General features: G+C 38.4%; 15 protein-coding genes and 1 riboswitch. Of the genes, 8 read left to right on the plus strand and 7 right to left on the minus strand.

Features of this window, described 5'->3' with window-relative positions:
• Nucleotides 1-386 precede the first annotated feature (386 nt).
• From topB to ACTWQM_RS13495, 3 genes are all read left to right on the plus strand, one after another.
• The gene (topB, locus tag ACTWQM_RS13485) at nucleotides 387-2,522 is read left to right on the plus strand and encodes a DNA topoisomerase III (RefSeq protein ID WP_443258684.1); all 2,136 of its coding nucleotides are present in this window, start codon (nucleotides 387-389) and stop codon (nucleotides 2,520-2,522) included.
• Between the two features lie 348 nt (nucleotides 2,523-2,870).
• A complete protein-coding gene (locus tag ACTWQM_RS13490) occupies nucleotides 2,871-3,284 on the plus strand; it encodes a helix-turn-helix domain-containing protein (protein ID WP_443258685.1) in 414 nt (137 codons plus the stop codon).
• 374 nt (nucleotides 3,285-3,658) lie between these two features.
• Nucleotides 3,659-3,739, plus strand: a complete 81-nt coding sequence (locus ACTWQM_RS13495) for a putative holin-like toxin (protein ID WP_443258868.1) — start codon at nucleotides 3,659-3,661, stop codon at nucleotides 3,737-3,739.
• 377 nt (nucleotides 3,740-4,116) lie between these two features.
• Here ACTWQM_RS13495 and ACTWQM_RS13500 read toward each other — a convergent pair whose 3' ends face one another.
• The 5 genes from ACTWQM_RS13500 to ACTWQM_RS13520 form a co-directional block, all read right to left on the minus strand.
• On the minus strand, nucleotides 4,117-4,863 hold the full coding sequence (locus ACTWQM_RS13500; protein ID WP_443258686.1) for a sulfite exporter TauE/SafE family protein: 747 nt from the start codon (nucleotides 4,861-4,863) through the stop codon (nucleotides 4,117-4,119).
• A gap of 184 nt (nucleotides 4,864-5,047) precedes the next feature.
• A complete protein-coding gene (betB, locus tag ACTWQM_RS13505; protein WP_443258687.1) occupies nucleotides 5,048-6,520 on the minus strand; it encodes a betaine-aldehyde dehydrogenase in 1,473 nt (490 codons plus the stop codon).
• A 39-nt stretch (nucleotides 6,521-6,559) separates the two neighbouring features.
• Nucleotides 6,560-7,552: an NAD(P)/FAD-dependent oxidoreductase gene (locus ACTWQM_RS13510; protein WP_443258688.1), complete on the minus strand. Its 993-nt coding sequence runs from the start codon at nucleotides 7,550-7,552 to the stop codon at nucleotides 6,560-6,562.
• A 14-nt stretch (nucleotides 7,553-7,566) separates the two neighbouring features.
• The gene (locus tag ACTWQM_RS13515; protein WP_443258689.1) at nucleotides 7,567-7,923 is read right to left on the minus strand and encodes a Rieske (2Fe-2S) protein; all 357 of its coding nucleotides are present in this window, start codon (nucleotides 7,921-7,923) and stop codon (nucleotides 7,567-7,569) included.
• Nucleotides 7,924-7,938: 15 nt separating this feature from the next.
• Nucleotides 7,939-9,006: an amidohydrolase family protein gene (locus tag ACTWQM_RS13520; protein ID WP_443258690.1), complete on the minus strand. Its 1,068-nt coding sequence runs from the start codon at nucleotides 9,004-9,006 to the stop codon at nucleotides 7,939-7,941.
• 341 nt (nucleotides 9,007-9,347) lie between these two features.
• Between ACTWQM_RS13520 and ACTWQM_RS13525 the strand changes: the two genes are divergently transcribed.
• Nucleotides 9,348-10,520, plus strand: a complete 1,173-nt coding sequence (locus ACTWQM_RS13525) for a D-alanyl-D-alanine carboxypeptidase family protein (RefSeq protein WP_443258691.1) — start codon at nucleotides 9,348-9,350, stop codon at nucleotides 10,518-10,520.
• A gap of 58 nt (nucleotides 10,521-10,578) precedes the next feature.
• Here ACTWQM_RS13525 and ACTWQM_RS13530 read toward each other — a convergent pair whose 3' ends face one another.
• The gene (locus ACTWQM_RS13530) at nucleotides 10,579-11,070 is read right to left on the minus strand and encodes a hypothetical protein (RefSeq protein ID WP_443258692.1); all 492 of its coding nucleotides are present in this window, start codon (nucleotides 11,068-11,070) and stop codon (nucleotides 10,579-10,581) included.
• A gap of 8 nt (nucleotides 11,071-11,078) precedes the next feature.
• The gene (locus tag ACTWQM_RS13535) at nucleotides 11,079-12,086 is read right to left on the minus strand and encodes a DUF3231 family protein (protein WP_443258693.1); all 1,008 of its coding nucleotides are present in this window, start codon (nucleotides 12,084-12,086) and stop codon (nucleotides 11,079-11,081) included.
• Nucleotides 12,087-12,401: 315 nt separating this feature from the next.
• Between ACTWQM_RS13535 and ACTWQM_RS13540 the strand changes: the two genes are divergently transcribed.
• From ACTWQM_RS13540 to ACTWQM_RS13555, 4 genes are all read left to right on the plus strand, one after another.
• Nucleotides 12,402-13,916, plus strand: a complete 1,515-nt coding sequence (locus tag ACTWQM_RS13540) for an amidase (RefSeq protein ID WP_443258694.1) — start codon at nucleotides 12,402-12,404, stop codon at nucleotides 13,914-13,916.
• 422 nt (nucleotides 13,917-14,338) lie between these two features.
• Nucleotides 14,339-15,301, plus strand: coding sequence for an AAA family ATPase (locus ACTWQM_RS13545; protein WP_443258695.1), 963 nt, complete (start codon nucleotides 14,339-14,341; stop codon nucleotides 15,299-15,301).
• Complete coding sequence (locus ACTWQM_RS13550; RefSeq protein ID WP_443258696.1) at nucleotides 15,301-16,569, plus strand: DUF58 domain-containing protein; 1,269 nt, start codon at nucleotides 15,301-15,303, stop codon at nucleotides 16,567-16,569. Before ACTWQM_RS13545 ends, ACTWQM_RS13550 begins: the two co-directional genes overlap by 1 nt.
• Complete coding sequence (locus tag ACTWQM_RS13555) at nucleotides 16,566-18,740, plus strand: transglutaminase TgpA family protein (RefSeq protein WP_443258697.1); 2,175 nt, start codon at nucleotides 16,566-16,568, stop codon at nucleotides 18,738-18,740. Before ACTWQM_RS13550 ends, ACTWQM_RS13555 begins: the two co-directional genes overlap by 4 nt.
• A gap of 41 nt (nucleotides 18,741-18,781) precedes the next feature.
• A riboswitch (purine riboswitch) is annotated at nucleotides 18,782-18,883 on the plus strand.
• The last annotated feature ends 59 nt before the right edge of the window (nucleotides 18,884-18,942 follow it).

An 18,942-nucleotide genomic window follows, 5' to 3' on the forward strand; every position in this document is an offset into this window, starting at 1 on the left:
CCACTACATTAATATGTCTGCGATCAACACTCAACTCTGTAGAAGCAGTCACAAAATTAGTACTAAAAGGAATCAGGTAACCGATAACAGGGTCTGCTTGTCCCCACCTTACAGGTTTTCACGCCATCGCTTTTAAGTGTGGGATGAAAGTAAGATAGATGCGGAGTGTCACATGAACAAAGCGTTTATGTGGCACTTCAAGTATCTGAAACAAGTCCCAAGAAATTATTCTTAAAAATAAAAAACCTTTGCGTTAACCATTGATTTAAGTATTTGAACGGGGTATAATAAATGAAAACATATGTTCGTGAAGGGGCATTTTCGATGGTTAAAAACCAATCACATCTCATAGTACTATTAAGTTCATTGAAGGGAGAGGAGAGACCATGACGAAAGTGGTCATCTTGGCGGAAAAACCCTCTCAGGCAAAAGCATATGCAGAGGCCTTTACGATTTTAGAAAAAACGAAAACTTACATTCAATTAAAGCCAGATAATACATTTCCAGATGGTGCGACGATCACGTGGGGAGTCGGCCATTTAGTTGAATTAAAAGAACCCCATGATTATAAACCTGAGTGGAAGAGGTGGAAGCTTGATCAATTACCGATTGTTCCTGAGAGGTTCTACGAGAAAGTCTCTAAAGGAAAATGGGAGCAGTTTCAAGCTGTCAAGAGGTTGTTCCGGCAGGCGGATGTACTAGTAAATGCGGCAGATGTCGATCGCGAAGGGTCGAATATTTTTTACAGTATCCTCCGGTTAACAGGTGTAAAAGGAAAGCCAATTCGACGTTTGTGGATTAATTCTCTCGAGAGAGATGAAGTACGTAAAGGATTTAATAATTTACAAAATAACGAAAAGGATTTGCGGTTGTTTGATGAAGCGAAAGCCCGTCAAATCAGTGATTGGATGGTTGGGATCAATGCTAGTCGCTTGTTTACTTTGCTTTTGCAGAAAAAAGGTTTCCCAAGCTATTTATCGATTGGACGCGTGCAGTCTCCTACAGTTTATTTAATCTATCAAAGGCACAGGCAAATTGAAAACTTTCAATCCGAACCCTTTTACCAGATTGAGGGGTCTTTTCAATCGGAAGCAGGTACATATCAAGGCTTGGCTGAGATTAAGGAAACGGATAAGACAAAGGTGCAGGCACTTCTGGATGAATATGGGCTCAAAGAAGAAGAGGATTTAATAGGAATTGTTCAATCTACAGACAAAAAGACAAAACATCAAAAGTCACCTAAACTGCATTCACTTTCCACCCTGCAAAGCGTTGCCAACAGACGTTGGAAATATACACCGTCGCAAGTCCTCAAGACGTTGCAAAAACTCTATGAAAAGCGCCTTGTCACCTATCCACGAACAGACTGTAACTTTATAACCGAACATGAATTTGCTTATTTAGTGGATAACTTGAATTTGTATCAGGAAGTGTTGAACATCTCGTTCAAACCTGCGTCCCTGAAACCCAATAAACGGTATGTAAACAGTAGCAAGGTTCAGGAACACTATGCGGTCATTCCGACAAAATCAGTCCCCTCTCAAAAGAAGCTGACTGGACTAAGCTATGAAGAAAGTAATATTTATCATGAAGTTCTTGCTACGACCCTCGCGATGTTCCATGCGGACTACGTGTATGAAGAGACTACGATTTTTACAAATGTCCATGACTTACCCTTTAAATCTACAGGCAAAAGAGAAGTTAAAAGCGGCTGGAAAGAGCTATTTCCGAAGTCGTCTAAAGCAAAACAGGAGAAGGAAGCAAATCTTCCGTATGTACAAAATGGTGAGCAGGTAGGCGCACAACTTCATATTAAGGAAAGTATGACGCAGCCGCCGAAGCCGTACACAGAAGGTCAGCTGATCAATATGATGAAAACCTGCGGAAAGCTCATGGATGATGAGGAAGATGTGGAAATTTTAAAGGAAGTTGAAGGTTTGGGAACAGAAGCCACTCGTTCAAGTATTATTGAAACGATTAAGGCACAGAAATATATTGAAGTGAAAAGAAACAACGTGTCTATCACAGATAAAGGAATTATGCTTTGTGAAGCAATTGAAGGAACGTTGTTATCAAGCCCTTCTATGACCGCGAAATGGGAATCATATCTAAAGAAAATTGGCAGCGGTGAAGGATCGAAACAAGTGTTTATCAAACAGACAAGTCAGTTTATTGAAACATTAATTCAAGAAACCCCCGACTCGATTCAAAAGGTGAACGTTCGAAGCACCGGAGAGAAAAATAAGTGGAGTGATCCAATCGCCAAATGCCCTTCCTGTCCTACAGGATCTATTATGGACCGATATAAATTTTATGGGTGCTCCGCTTACAAAGATGGGTGCAAAGTAACCTTTCCGAAAAAGTTAGCCGGAAAAACGTTAACGAAGAATATGATTAAAACGTTATGTGAGGTGAAGCGGACGAAAGTTCTAAAGGGGTTTAAGGGGAAGAAAACATTTAGTACAGCTTTAACACTTGATGAAGATTATAAAATTAAATTTGATTTCGCAAAGAATGCCTGAAGAAAGGATGCAGTTCGGCTGATTAATACGCAGTAATATTAATTAGGATCTCTTCAGTACGTCAATCGCAAAGGAATTTTCGAGAAGAAATAGAATATATTCTTATATAGCGTTTTACATGAAAACAGAAAGGAGTTAAGGAACTATACCTCAGCTTAACTTTTTTAACAGAAGGTAAATTCGCTTAACTCCACAATTCTTTAAATTTTTATTATCCATTTCTACCTTTATCAAATGTTTCATGGATTATTTCTATAACATCTTCTTTATCATTATTTTTAAACATTTACTATCATCCTTTCAACTATGCATTGTCTATACATTGTCCAAAAGTGAGGTGATTTATACGTGAAAAAAATTACTATTGAATTAAATGATGAAACATATAAACAAATAAGTGAGATAACAGAACTTGAAAATTTAATAAATCGCCACAGGGACAAAAACAGAAATGACAACTATACAACAGAGGAGTTTGTTGTAGGTTGTATCGTGGATAAAGTAGAACAAATAAAACATTTTAATAAAGTTAATCCATTCATAAAAAACAATGCACAGCCAAAAGTAAAGAACAGATTTAAAGAAATAGCTAAAAATAAAAATATCTATATTAAAGATGTGGCTGATCAACTGGACATGCAGCCACCAAATATAAGCAAAATATTTAACAACGTTTCTCAACCACGTTTAGAGTTGTTTATCAAAATTTGGATTGTGCTAGGATCCCCACCATTAAGCCAATGTATTTACTTTGAAGAATAAAGGTTCTTGTTTAGTCTTTTTAGCAGATAAATAAAAAAGCCAAGTTTTCTAAAATAAATGTAATAAGACAGGCTGGTCCGCCCATATCTTTATATATAATAAAACCAAATAGTAAATATCAAAAACATTATGGGAGGCTAATAATTCTTAACGGACCTTGATACAGAATGAACGACTATTTATAAATGGCAAGGTAGAGGGAAGGGTATTTTAAATCGCAAATGGATTACCCGAAATAAATATAATTGTAGAGGGAGTCTATCGAGTAAAAAAAGATAAAATTAATGATCAAGCATCCAACAAAAATACACAATAAAGATTTCATAAATGGCGATTCACTACCCTGACTTATAAGTGGAAGGGGGTGGTGCCAGGTGACAGTATTCGAAACGCTTGTACTCATGATCACTTTTGGGTCATTGATTGTTGCGGTTCTGTCAGACCAAAATAAATAGTCCCTCATATGCTTAACAGGATAGAGGGTAGTTATTTTTGCTAGCTAGAGTAAAAGTGTATTACAGCGAGAAAAAGATAAGTGAAATATCAAGTTAAGTATCCTAATATAAATCGAACAATCTGATAACAGGCACCAAAACTTACCTCCTGAACATTATGAAAGTAACCGTATCAGGCTATCTATACAAAAAACCTATGTCCGTTCATTGACTCACCTAAGGGAATGAAAGTTCTGTGGTCAAATTGGCGATAGGTTACTGTATATTTTTCAAATGCTATTTAATTCTTAAATCTGAAAAATCATGCTAACCCCCATAACAATGACTAATGCAGAAAGTAATCGGTTAATGGATGCACCTTTCATCTTTTTTGGCAGTTAAGAAAGCATTCTTACTGCATAAGTGCAACTAAGGCTTTCGCCATAAAGGCTTGGCGATAAGCTAAGTTTTCTAAAAAGAATTGCTCCTGTTTGTGCTCCTATAAGCACACCTATACCGCTCCAGATGACAATGGGCCATTGCACCAAACCATCTGTAATGGGAGGGAGCAGGCCAAACAATGAATATAGAGCAAGTGAAAAGATGGAAGTAGCTGTGGCCATTTTTATAGAATAGCCAAACCCGTAAATTAAGATAGGAACGAGTAGCCATCCTCCGCCAATTCCGAAGAAAGAAGAGACAACACCTAGAAGCCCACCGATTCCAAAAAGCTTCCATAGACTTGGAGGAGTTTGGTTGAAATGTCTTTTTTGCTGCAACTGAATTTCTTCTCTAGTGGATGTTGGCTTTTTCTTTTGAGAGGGCTTCTTTACACTTAAAAATATGCCGAGACCGATTAGTAAAACAGCGAATAAACTATAGAAAACGGCGTCCGGATTATATTTTACCAAGCCTGCACCAATAAATGTCCCCGGTAAAACACCGACTGCTAGTAACACTCCTGCCCGGAGTAGCACCCGCTGTTGTTTCAAAAATACAGGTAATCCTGCTATAGAATTAAGAAATACCACTGCCAAACCTGTGGCAGCTGCATCCTTTGGAGATATATCATAGAACATTAATAATACGGGTACAAATAAAAAGCCACCACATGCTCCTATTATCGTTCCATATGTACTTGTCACAAAGCTAATAAAATTAATGCTATGATCACCAAATTTTCTCCTCCTCCGACTTTACTTACAGGTGACAGATATCTTCCATTATTTTGGAATAAAGCACAAATAAAAAAGACTGCCACAGAGAACAGAAAGGACTCTGATATGACCTTCTGTGGCAGCCTTTTTATCATCGGTTTTTGAAAAAATACTATTTAAACCAATTTATCGGCTCGGGCTTAGTGTTTAGGAAGATATGTTTTATTTCTGTATATTCTTCTAGCCCAGGTTTTCCTAATTCTCTTCCAATTCCTGATTGTTTGTAGCCGCCCCAGGGTGCTTGAGCAAAATACGGGTGAAAATCGTTAATCCATACAGTTCCCATTTGGAGTTCAGCGGCTACATGATTAGCTTTAAGCATATCTTTTGTCCAGACAGCGCCTGCTAATCCATAGATGGAATCGTTAGCTAATTGGATTGCCTCATCTTTGGTTGTGAAGCTTTCGACTGTGAGTACTGGCCCAAATATCTCTTCCTGGACGATTTCCATATCCGTTGTACAATCTGTGAAAATTGTTGGCTTATAAAAGAAGCCGTTCTGTAATTCAGGGGAAACAGGGCGTTCTCCGCCAACCAGTAAATTTGCCCCTTCTTGTTTCCCAATTGCAACAAGGCTTTCCACTTTTTCACGATGTTCGGCCGAAATCATTGGCCCGGATTGTGTCGTTTCATCAAATCCATTGCCAAGCTTAATTTTTTTAACACGCTCAGCTAGCTGAGATACAAAGGAATCGTGAATTTTTTCCTCTACAATCAATCGGGAGCCAGCGGAACACACCTGACCAGCATGGAAGTAAGCTGCGTTAAGTGCCTGATCCAACGCAGTTTCCAAATCAGCATCAGCAAAAACGATATTTGGATTCTTACCACCAAGCTCCAAAGCTATGTTTTTCATGGAATCAGCTGCAGCTTTCATAATTTTTTTACCTGTGTGAATACCTCCGGTAAAGGATACGAGGTCGACCATCTTGTTATCAACTAGCTCTTGGCCGACCGTATCTCCAGCTCCTAATACTAAGTTAAAGACACCGTTTGGTATTCCAGCCTCTTCGATTAACTCAGTAACTTTTATGGTAGTAAGTGGTGTAATTTCACTCGGCTTCAATACCACAGTATTACCAGCTGCAAGTGCAGGTGCTATCTTCCATGAAGCCTGCAGTAATGGATAATTCCATGGCGTGATTTGTGCGCATACACCAACTGGTTCATAAACGATCTTGCTTGAGGAATTAGGGATAGGTGATTCAATAACTTCTCCACCATCTTTGTCAACTAGTCCAGCATAATAACGAAAAACTCCAGCAATATCATCCATATCTGCGCGACTTTCTGCTATTGTTTTCCCTGTATCAAGTGTCTCTAGCTCAGCTAGTTCTTCCTTGTCACGTTCAATAAAAGCAGCAACCTTAAAGATAAGTTTTCCGCGCTCTGTGGCAGAATTGTTCCGCCAATCCCCGTTATCAAAAGCAATTCTAGCAGCGTTTATAGCCTCTTGTGCAGTTGCTTTATCACCTTCAGCAGCGGTGGCGATGACTTCCTGGTTAAAGGGATTGATAATATCACGGGTTCGGTCATTGTGTGGCTGAATCCATTCACCGTTTATAAACATTTTTTTATTATACATTAAGAATCCTCCTGTCATTGTTAATAATTGAGTTTGTGGTCAAAACAGGCTAGTACTATGCTTAGGTTGAACGCGTGATTTGGGATCAATATATGACTTGGCGTGATTAATAGCTATCGGCCCTTCACCGAATCCTAGGGCAATCAGGTTTACCTTACCTTCGTGGGTAGTAATGTCACCGGCTGCATAAATACCATCAATATTTGTTTCCATTTTTGAATTCACTATTATAGATTTCTTTTGTAGTTTAATTCCCCAGTCCTGGATAGGTCCTAGATTTGACTTGAATCCATGACTGACTATAAGCGAATCAATATCCAAACTGTTTTCCTCTGAACTATTTTTATTCGCGATTGTTACTTGTTTCAGTTCTCCACTTTCCCCTGATAAAGAATTAATAACATAGGGAGTAAATATGGTAATGTTGGATGTTTGTAATTGTTCTACACTCTGTTCATGGGCACGAAACTTGTCACGACGGTGTACTAATGTGACGTCGCAGGCAACAGACTGTAACGTTAATGCCCAATCAACAGCTGAATCTCCTCCACCTGAAATCAGAACTCTTTTATTCCGAAATGTTTCGATATCATTAACACTGTAGTGCAGATGTGAACCTTCGTATTCTATAGCATTTTCAATTGGCAGACGGTGTGGCTGGAAAGCACCAACTCCTCCTGTGATTATTACTGTTCTTGAAAAATAAACACCATTTGTTGTTGTTATTTGGAATAATTTATCCTCCAATTTCTCAACATGTGTTACAGCTGTATCTAAGGATATATCGGGATCAAATGCTAATGCTTGTTCCTCAAGCTGTTTAACTAGCGTCTTAGCTTTTACACCTGGAAAGCCAGCAACGTCATAGATGAACTTTTCGGGATACAATGCAGTTAGCTGTCCACCCAGATTTGGCAGACTTTCAATTAAATGTATATCCATTCCACGCATACCCCCGTAAAAAGTCGCAAATAAACCAGCTGGACCTCCTCCGATAATAGTCGTGTCATGGATGTGTTGTTCTTGATGCACAATAATCACTCCAATTATTTATATACGATGACATAATCATTTTCTATTTTGATCGGGAAGCTTGGCAGTTTACGTTCTGGATTAGCTAGCATACGGCCATCATTCTTTACGTCAAACTCACGTCCATGCCAAGGACAGCGAAGAATTTCCCCATCCTGGCAAAACGTATATTCACCTGGGTTATCAGATTGGGGGGCACCACAAAGTTTACCTTTTGCTAAAGGGCCACCTTGATGAATACACTTATTTGTAAAAGCGTAAAATTCTCCATCTAAAGTCTTGCAAACTACTATAGCAATTCGCCCAAGTACAGACTCTCTTAGTTCCCCCGGTTGCATATCATCAATATGACAGACAGTTTGTTCCTTCATTTATAATCCCTCCATCTATTTTAATTTTGGATAAAATGCTCTGGCGTTTTCGGAAAATAGCTTTTTCTTTAAATCAGAGTCAAAATTCGGTATGGCGCGATGTGGCGAATCAAAATCCCAATGCGGGTAATCTGTTGCAAAGCAGATCATTTCTTCTGAACCCATCTGATCAATTATGGATAAGAAATCCTTTTTATTTAATTCTTCTGATGGCTGGGTACAAAAACGAATATGTTCTTTCATGATGTCGCTGGGCTTTCTTTTAATCCATGGTACTTCGTGACGAAGGTCATTATACTGCTGATCAAGCTTCCACATTAAGTGAGGAACAAAAGTAAAGCCGCCTTCAATCATCATAAGTTTAAGGTTTGGGAACTTCTCGAAGACACCGTTGAAAATCATATTTGTGACCATCATCATGTGTGTTGTTGGCAGAAGACTGTGCCATTCTATAAAGTATCTTGGCCATTTACCATAATAAATGGGTGGCTCGTTGTGATGCATGCCGATCATCAAATCGTGTTTTTCGGCAGCTTCATATATGGGGTGGAAATAAGGATCGCCCCACATCTTATCATCAATAGGCAGCAATATTTGAACCATTTTCGGATGTGAACCGACTCGCTCTATTTCACGAACAGCTCCACTTGGATCTTCAGCGTTAATGTGTACTGAACCGTACAAGCGTTCATCTTTCTCTAACCAATTCTCTATTTGCCAGTCATTATAGGCTGAAGCTAGTGCTGTCGCCATCTCATACCATCCGTGCATCGATGACGGTGAAGGATCCAGGGCACCGGTCAGAATACCGTACTCATGGCCGATGTCATCAAGCAGTTGTTCCTGCATGAATGGTAGATCAGACCCTGCTATTCCGCCATCTGGTGTTTTCGCATCAGCACGATTCACACCTGCCACAGAGGGTTGTGTATAGGGCAAATGTTTCTCCTGAATCCAATTTGCATCCTCTATATACCTTCTGTAAGGATTGTCTAAATACTTGAACAGGTCTTTGTACAGGACACTTTCATGGATATCAACGTCAATTATTCTTTTTTTTGGCGTTTGCTGGTTGTTATTCATTTTAAATCCTCCCAATTGTTTCCTAGTACTAGAACACTAACAGTCTTTTTTCTATTACCCAAACGGCGTAAAGAACCGTGAGTAGAACTCAGTAGACTCAGTAACGTTCAGTAAACCTCAGTAACGTTCAGTGATACAATTTCGTTTTTTTAAGCAAAAAAAATACTACATAAGTGTAACTTAGGCTTCGTGATAAGCCATCTTTTCTGAAATTGATTCAATTTATAAAAATATCCTTATTTTACCTATTACAATCAATTAACAATTAAAATATCCAGACAAAATAGTAGAACAAATATTGTACAATGATGATAGATTTCAACAAGAAGCAGGTGTAATTCGTGAAAAAAATCTTCTTATACGTATTGTCTATTATGATTTTAAATTCGCTCTTTGTATCAGGTGCGCTAGCCAAAGCAAGTACAAATCCACCTTCTATCGATAGTGAAGCTGCGATTGTAATGGATTCAGAAACTGGTTCCATCCTCTATGAGAAAAATGCCAGAACATCCATGTATCCTGCCAGTTTAACTAAAATTGCAACTGCCATTTATGCTATAGAAACGGATAACTTGGAAAGTACTGTCACCGTAAGTGAGAAAGCTAGAAATATTGAAGGCACACGTGTTTTTCTGGAAAAAGGGGAACAAGTTAAACTCAAAAAGCTTGTTCAGGGACTATTAATTAACTCCGGTAATGATGCTGGCGTAGCTATTGCAGAATACTTAAGTGGAAGTGTTGAGCAGTTTTCATCGGATTTAAATGATTATTTAAAAAAAGAAGTCGGTGTACAACAAACACATTTTGAAAACCCCCACGGCCTATTTGATCCAAGTCACGTTACCACGGCTGAAGACTTAGCTAAGATTACGAAATATGCCATGAAGAATGATATATTCAGGGAGATTTTCGGCACTGTGGAATTAGAATGGCATGGTGAATCTTGGGATACAACGCTTTTAAAACACCACAAACTAATGAGGCAGGTTATTCCATATGAAGGCATAACAGGTGGTAAAACAGGGTTTGTATCGAAGTCTGGATTCACGCTTGCAACTACAGCAAAAAGAAATGATTTGAGTCTGATTGTCATAACATTAAATAGTAATCTACAATCTAATTCATATACTGATACAAAGAATCTATTGGACTATGGATTTAAGAATTTTGAGCAATCAGCTATTAACAAGGGAGCGACATTTACCGCTGATGGACAACCATATAAAACTTCTGAAAAGTTAACGTATACGCATCGTAAAGGTAAATCGATAAGTAAAGAAATCAATGAAGATGGAACATTGGAAATCATTCGGCGTGATGGCACTGTAATCAATTCCTACCAGCTGGATAAAATTATTAAAAAGGAAAAAATGGATAAAGCAAACACAGTGAGTAATGATGTTAGGACGAACTCCATGTTTGGCGATTACGTTCCAATGTTAGTAATTACTGCAATAATTTTCGTGTTAGGCTTCTTTGTTTTAGTTTACCGTCGTACTAGAAATTCACAATAATTAGGTAAGCAAATTAAAAGGATTCCTGCCTATGTCTTCACATTTGCATGGAATCCTTTTATGGTTGATTATTTTGTTCCATTCGCCTTAATAAAAGCCATCGTATAACGCCACCTATCAATAGGCCAAACAATAAAAAGATCATTGGAAGCCACATTGGGCCAATTAAGTGTCCAAATATAGTAAATGTTGGAGAAAAAATTAAGCCAACTGTTACAAAGTAGGCTGAAAATACGAACGGCATAAAAGCATAGGGCCTGCTTTCTCCCTCTGCATCATTATAAGCATCCCACATGGCAAAGAAGTATAGACATGGATAGAACATTAGCCATTGGTAATTCGTTTGTTCGATGGCCTCATTAATATTACCGTGGAAGCTCAGTAAAATGATTTGGTTAAAATGTCCGAATACATTAATGATAAACTCTAGTGCAATTAGTATAATTCCTTTAAGATACTTACCATTTAATAACTGTCCAAATCCAGGCAGGGCAATACTCCATAGCAGCTTTTCCAATTTGTCTCTGTTCTTCCCATATCGTTTATCCATTTTGTTTCCTAATCTGCCAGTTCTTTTCTATCTGCTGCTTTTGGAGGCTGCTCCATCCATCCGTTATTAATCATGATGTTTGCCCCATCATCTGAAAAGTGTGCTATTTCTGCTGTTAAACGAGTATAATGTGCACCTAAATCGTGCCTTGGACTGATGGACATAGACATCCCATATTGACCAATACCAGAGGCGGTTAATAACGTCACAAGTGACATCATGAGTTTGTCAGAGAAAGGTGGGATTTTAGATTCAGTCACTTCTGATAATAGTAGTAGTGTTCCATCAGACAGATACTCATCACGCAGGACAGTAGTGAAGATTTCCAGGTGTTTTCCTGAAACATCCCTGCCTCTTTCAAAGAATCGTCTTACTTCCTTGGATTTTGCCACTTGACTAAATCCGGCGATAACTGCCTGCCCCAGGGCATTGCGCTTGGCGTGAAAAACTAGGTTCGCAATTTCAATGCCTAATAGTGGTCGACGGTCTCCAAACCAGCCAGCCAGAAAGTTTTGTTTCTTAACGAAGTCGATTTGCGCTGGCTTGGGAATTATAGGTGAGCGAAGATAGATTCCTTTTGCCTTTTCCATTTCCTTAATTCTAGAATGTAATTGTTGTGTTTCCTTTAAACAGTCGGAATAATAGTTGATAACATCCGACCGTTCAGCAAGGCCTAGCGCTGTTCCATAAGCAGTAAGCATTAAAATTGTTAAATTTAACATGTAATCAAGGTAAAGTTTATCTGAGAAAAGCCGGGGAGCGTTCAGATCTACATCTTCTTCCGTATACCCATGTGGAATAGGGTAGTTCTCCGTAATAAAAAAGTCAGTCAGTTTCTCTTTATGTTTTACTGATATATCAAGTGTATCTTCGAGAATAGACTTTATTTGATCATCTTCAATATGTTGCAGGAAATACTTTAGCCCGCATATAGTCATGGTCTCATTTTGATAGGAAGTCCAGAGGCTGGAAATTTCCGCAGAGGTTAAAGGTATGTTTTTCTCATGGCTATCCATATGCATTTTCCTTTCGTATTAATTTTTAGCAGTTAAGAAAGTGTAAATACTTTCTTACAGTATAAGTGCAACTAAGGCATTCCATACTTTGACAAGCTTTAGGTTGTAATCTGATAATAATTTCTCCCTCTTTAAAATTGTTCTTTATGTAGTTTGTCTTTTTTTAAGACTCTTATACACGAACAGCTGTCTAAATCAGTTCTGACATTATGGTTGGTTGGAAAATTTTTGAATCATATTTTAAATGCATTTAATAAGGAAAGTTTTTTGTGAAATGATACAATTAGGGAAATAGTATTATTCTGAGGTGAGCGAATGAATCTTCAAACATACTTGACAATGGATGCCACAGAAATGGCAGAACAAATAAAGGCAAATAAAATTAACCCAGCTGAGCTGATGGAACTGAGTTTCCAGCAGATGGATAAAGTTAATCCTACGTTAAATGCTGTTGTTCATGATCGTAGAGAAAGGGTTGCTGATGAAGTAACCAGTTTCAGTGCAACCCGGCCTTTTTCTGGGGTTCCATTTTTGTTAAAAAACCTATCCCAATCATTAAAAGGTGAACCGATCACATCTGGCTCTAAACTACTTAAGGCTGCGATAAGCGGACACGATTCAAATTTTGTTAAAAAGCTTCGTGATTCCGGAGTGTTATTTATGGGGCATACAAATGCACCTGAATTTGGTTTGAAAAATATTACCGAGCCTGAACTATATGGGCCTACACGCAATCCCTGGAATAAAGATTATTCCTCAGGGGGATCAAGTGGGGGATCTGCTGCAGCAGTTGCTGCTGGTATTGTTCCTGTAGCGGGTTCAAGCGATGGTGGCGGATCCATTCGAATTCCGGCTTCCTTCACTGGATTATTTGGGCTGAAACCAACTCGCGGACGTACTCCTGTGGGACCAGGGGCAGGCCGTCAATGGCAAGGCGCGGCAATTGACTTTGTACTAAGCAGAAGTGTACGAGACAGTGCTGCAATGCTTGATAACCTTCAAGTTGTAGAGCAGGCAGCGGCATTTAATACACCGTTATTTACCGAGAGTCTCAATGACAATATGAAACAACCATTTAATAATCCACTTCGAATTGCTTATACAACAAAATCACCTGTTGACACCCCTGTTTCAGAGGATGCTCAATTAGCTGTAGAAAAAACAGTGAAATGGCTGGAAAATAAGGGGCATATTGTCGAGGAAAGAGAAAATGATGTAGATGGTATTCAATTAATGAAAGATTATTATGTCATGAATAGTGGTGAAATCTCTTCTGTTATTCAAAAACTTGAAAAATCACTCGGAAGAGCGCTGACTGCTGAAGATGTTGAGATTGAAACGTGGTTGCTAAATGTGGCCGGGAAGTCTGTTTCAGCAGCTGAATTCTCTGCAAGTCTGGCTTCATGGGATGTTGCAGCAGCAAAAATGGCTGCATTTCATCAAACATATGACTTTTATATAACTCCAACTACAGCATTTACAGCACCGAAAGTCGGTGAGTTGGCCCATTCAGAAACCAAGAAGAAAAATCTTGTGAAGCAAATTAGTAAGGTAAATAAGTTACAACAGCAGGAGCTGATTTATGACATGTTTCTGCCAAGTCTAACATATACACCATTTACACAGCTGGCGAACCTTACAGGACAGCCAGCAATGTCCGTTCCGGTTTATCTGTCGGAAAATGGTCTCCCTTTAGGTGTCCAGGTAATGGCTTCTAAAGGAGCAGAGGACAAGCTCTTGCAGTTAGCATTTCAAATGGAGCAATCCAATATTTGGGTTGGAATGAATCGAAACCCGATGCTACCGTATAAAACATCCCAAATCGACTAATACTAGATTGTAAGGTTTTTACATTGTTACTTTTTAACTCTCGCCAATCGATATAAAATGCGAAGTAACTGCTGAGATAATCACTATAAACTCTCGTTCCGCCTTCCGGGATTCGCTACGGGCGGATGTTTTCCGCGGGCACGGCCTCAGGCTCCTCGAGAAGAACACTCTGCGGGGCCTTCGGACACGTGCTGTTCCCGCATGGAGTCACCGCCCTCCACTCACCCGGACTAGTGTAGCTGTCAGAAACAGTGGCCCAATGAAAAAAGTTAAAAAACGAAGGCATTCCTATTTTGTTGATGAGTAAAATTTTTCTAATAATCAAAAATAACTGTGATTATGCTTTTATTCGTAGGACATTTTTAGTATAGTTAAACTAACTAATTTAATAGCAAAGTAACGTAGCCGGAAGGGGTCAGTCAATGATGCAAGAAACTGCGATATATAATGAAAGAATTGAAAAGGTTTTAACGAATATAAATAAAGTTATGATTGGAAAAGAAGAAGCTACTACTTTAAGTTTAGTAGCATTACTGGCACAGGGACACGTTTTACTTGAAGATGTTCCAGGCGTTGGTAAAACAATGCTTGTGCGTACGTTAGCAAAGTCTTTGGATTGTGATTTTAGAAGGATTCAATTCACACCAGATTTACTGCCGTCAGATGTTACTGGGGTATCTATTTATAATCCGAAAGAAATGGAGTTTGAATTTCGAGGAGGACCTATTCTTGGGAATGTTGTTCTTGCTGATGAAATCAATCGAACTTCACCTAAGACACAGTCTGCACTGCTTGAAGGTATGGAAGAAAAGAACGTAACGATTGATGGTAATACAATTCCATTAAAACAGCCATTCTTTGTAATGGCTACACAGAATCCTATTGAGTATGAAGGAACATATCCGCTTCCGGAGGCTCAGTTGGATAGATTTATTTTGAAATTAAAAATGGGATATCCATCAGCTGAACAAGAGCTGCGTATGCTTGAGCTAACATCAAAAGATCATCCGATTGAAACCATTTCTGCTGTTATCAATAGAGAGGAATTATTGTCCATTCAAGAAGAAGTCAAAGATATTTATATCGATAGAAATGTCCAGCAATACATTATAAATCTAGTAACTGGAACACGGAATAACGAAGCCATTTATTTAGGTGTCAGTCCTCGTGGATCAATTTCCTTAATGAAGGCAGCAAAAGCTTATGCATATATTCATGGGCGTGATTATGTATTGCCGGATGATGTGAAATATTTAGCGCCTTTTGTATTGGCTCACCGCGTGATCTTAACTTCTGAGGCGAAATATGACGGGCTTACAAGTGATGCTATTATTGTAAAGGTTGTTAAAGATACACATATACCGATTCGAAAGGAATTTAGTTAATGGCTGGCACTATTAAATTTATAGGCAAATTAAGTTTTGTCGTTTTCCTGTTATTGCTTTTATTTTCATTTGCAATGTTTCAGGGCGGGTTTGTAAGCTGGTTTCTGTTCTTTAGCTTTCTGCCGATTTTCTTTTATCATTTAGGGCTATTGTTTTACCCAATTAAAAAATGGCATGTCACACGAATCCTTTCACATCATGTCATTCGGGCTGGAGGGCGAATAGCCGTAACGGTAAAAATAAAGAGGTCAATCCCTTATCCATTATATTATTGTATTTGTGAAGAAATTTTCCCGGATACGCTGCAAAAAGTGGATAATCAAAACGAAAAGTACCGTCATATGGATAAGCCAAATAAGCTGCAAGTGAGCCGTAAAATAAAGAAGATTGTTTTTCCGGGGTTCAGTCGTGAAATTGAACTACCATATTATATCGAGCAAGTACCACGTGGTGAACATCAGCTCCAGGCTTTACGGATAAGAACTGGAGATGTGTTTGGTTTTGTCAAAAAAGAGCATGTTTTTCACCTGTCAGATCAAGTTATAGCATTTCCAAATGAACGTCCGATACACATTACAGATAGTATCACTAGCTATGAACAGGGGTCTATTTCGTCCTATGCGATGAATTTAAAAAATTCAAATGTCGCAACCGGGATCCGTGAATATATGCCTGGTGATAAATTTTCCTGGATTGATTGGAAACAGACAGCAAAGAAAAACACTATAATTACAAAAGAATTTGAACAAGAAAAAAGTACAGATACAATAGTTATCCTGGATAGTTGCTATTATCATGGAATAAATGATCTTGCCTTTGAAGCTGGAATTGAACTGACAATGTCGTTAGTCGAATCGATCCGAAAACAAGCGTCACAAGTAGGCTTTCTGTCAATTGGGGAAAATGTGGTCTATTTTCCAATGCACCATGATCCAGCCAAAAAGGATTTGATCAGGCAACACTTAACAAGATTGCAGCCTAGTGGGAAACGACCATTTTCGGCGATTTTAAGAGAGGAAACAGTGAAGATTTCATCGGGAGCTAACATGATATTAGTTACAACTCATATGGACGACACATTCAAAGAGTCCATTGAGAAGATGCAACAGCGCTCCAAACGTGTGATTGTCCTATTTATACAGTCATCCACACTTATTTCACGCAATGAACACAATACGATTCAACAGCTTCGTTTTGAAGGTGTTGTTATTAATGTCTTAACTGAAAAACAATTAGTTCAGAAAAAAATTGAGGTGAATGTATCATGAAAATGAAAATCCCACTATTATACACCTCTATTTTATATATCTGTGCATTTGTGTTATTTCTGGAATGGCTTTATCCGGTAAATGTCATTGGAGATGTCAATAACTTAACCGTTTTTATTTTGTTTACAATGTTCTGCTTTTTTATCTCAATGCTTCAGATTCAATGGTATATTTCCATGCCTTTAAAAGGATTTGGGCTGCTTTTTATTATCAATAGTCTATTTTTAATTCACCCTCTTTTTAGCAGACTATGGTTTGACCAAGTATTTATGGAACTATCGTTTAATGTCAATGTGTTGTTTTCACAGCAATGGTATGAATTAACGCCATTATTCCGCAGTGTATTATTCTTACTCTTAATCTGGCTAATGAGCTATCTGTTACATTATTGGTTCATTGTCATGAAACGAATTTTCTTATTTGTCCTGCTTACGATTATTTATATAACAGTTCTGGATACATTTACGATATATGAAGCAGATGCTGCAATTGTCCGTACGTTCGTCGTATCTTTTGTTGCCCTAGGGATGACAAACTTTTTTAAAGAAATTGACCGTGAAGCAATTCGTTTCTCGTGGGTAAAAAAATCGCCAATATGGGTTGTTCCTTTAATAACTATCGTACTGTTTTCCACGTTAATTGGATATGCTGCACCTAAGTTTGATCCACAGTGGCCTGATCCAGTTCCATTCCTGAAAAGTACTGCTGAAAATGCAGGGAGTTCAGACACTGGTTCAGGAATCAGTAAAGTTGGGTACGGTAATAATGACTCACGTCTTGGCGGTTCGTTTGTACAGGATTATACCCCGGTATTTCAGGCAGCTGCCAAAGATGATCACTACTGGCGAGTAGAAACGAAGGATGTTTATACAGGAAAAGGCTGGGAAAAATCGCAGGATCCACAATATGAACTACAGCAAAATAATGCTATTTCACTTGAGACTTTTTCAGATAGTGTAGAGACAGAGGAGTTTACCACTACACTGGATTTTAAAGGTAATAACAACATGGGAAAACTAATCTATCCATACGGCATCAGCAGTGTAGAAACATCACAGGATGTTGGATTAATGCTAGATAGTCAATTTGGAGAAATCAGAACAGAGCTGGAAGGGAAGAGCCTGAGGCTGAATAACTACTCCATTACGTATGATAGGCCGTCATTTGCTATTGATGAATTGCGTAAAGTAGGCAATGAAGATCCAGCTAGTCTTAATGAACGCTTCACACAATTACCAGATTCATTACCAGATCGAGTAGCTGAATTGGCAGCAGAAGTTACTGCTGATGATGATAATCGTTATGATAAAGCAAGATCAATAGAGTCATATTTTAGCAGAAATGGATTTAAATACCAAATAAGTGATGTCCCTGTCCCTGGTGGAAACGAGGATTATGTCGATCAATTTTTATTTGACTCCAAGGTTGGGTATTGTGATAATTACTCTACTTCGATGGTAGTGATGCTCAGGTCACTTGATATACCTGCAAGATGGGTGAAGGGCTTTACGAGTGGTGAGGTAATTGAACAAGGTGAAAATCAGGAAGCATATGATATTTATGAGGTAACAAATGCAAATGCTCATTCATGGGTTGAAGTATATTTTCCAGATAAAGGCTGGGTTCCATTCGAGCCTACACAAGGATTTTCTAATATGGCAGAATTTCATTTTAACCCGGATAGCACGGAAGAAAATGATGACGAATATTCTGCGCCGGAAACAGAGTCTGAGCAGCAGCAGCTCCCTGAAGAGAATGAAACTGAAACACCTTCATCCACCAGTAATTCGAGCAATTTTGACGTGAATTGGTGGTATGTTCTAATTGGGTTTGCTGCGATACTTCTTATAACATTTATTATCTATCGAACAAGATTTCGCTGGAAGACAGCATATTTACACATGAAGATTAAAAATAAGGGTGATGCCAAGACATATCAGGAAGCATATCACCATTTACTGAAAGTATTGGCATACAATGGATTTCAAAAAAATACCGATCAGACATTACGAGAGTATTCCAAACGAATTGACTCGCTTTATGGTACAACTACTATGAGGCAATTAACTAATCATTACGAACGTATTTTGTATAAAAATGAATTGGAAAATCAGGAAGCAGTAAATTTACGCCAATTATGGAAAAATTTAATTAAGCGTGTAATGGCTTGACCGTGCTCCTATTGATTAGTAGAATAGGATAATATTAATTTTAACGAAGTAAATACGCCATTCGTATATCCTCGATAATATGGTTCGAAAGTATCTACCGGAGCACCGTAAATGCTCTGACTATGAAGGCGGAATTTCTCAAGGTATGCTCATTTGTCGACCTGGATTCTGCCTTTGTGTAGTCTTTTATATACTGCACAGT

The organism is Virgibacillus sp. L01, assembly GCF_052246775.1.
GTDB lineage: Bacteria > Bacillota > Bacilli > Bacillales > Amphibacillaceae > Lentibacillus.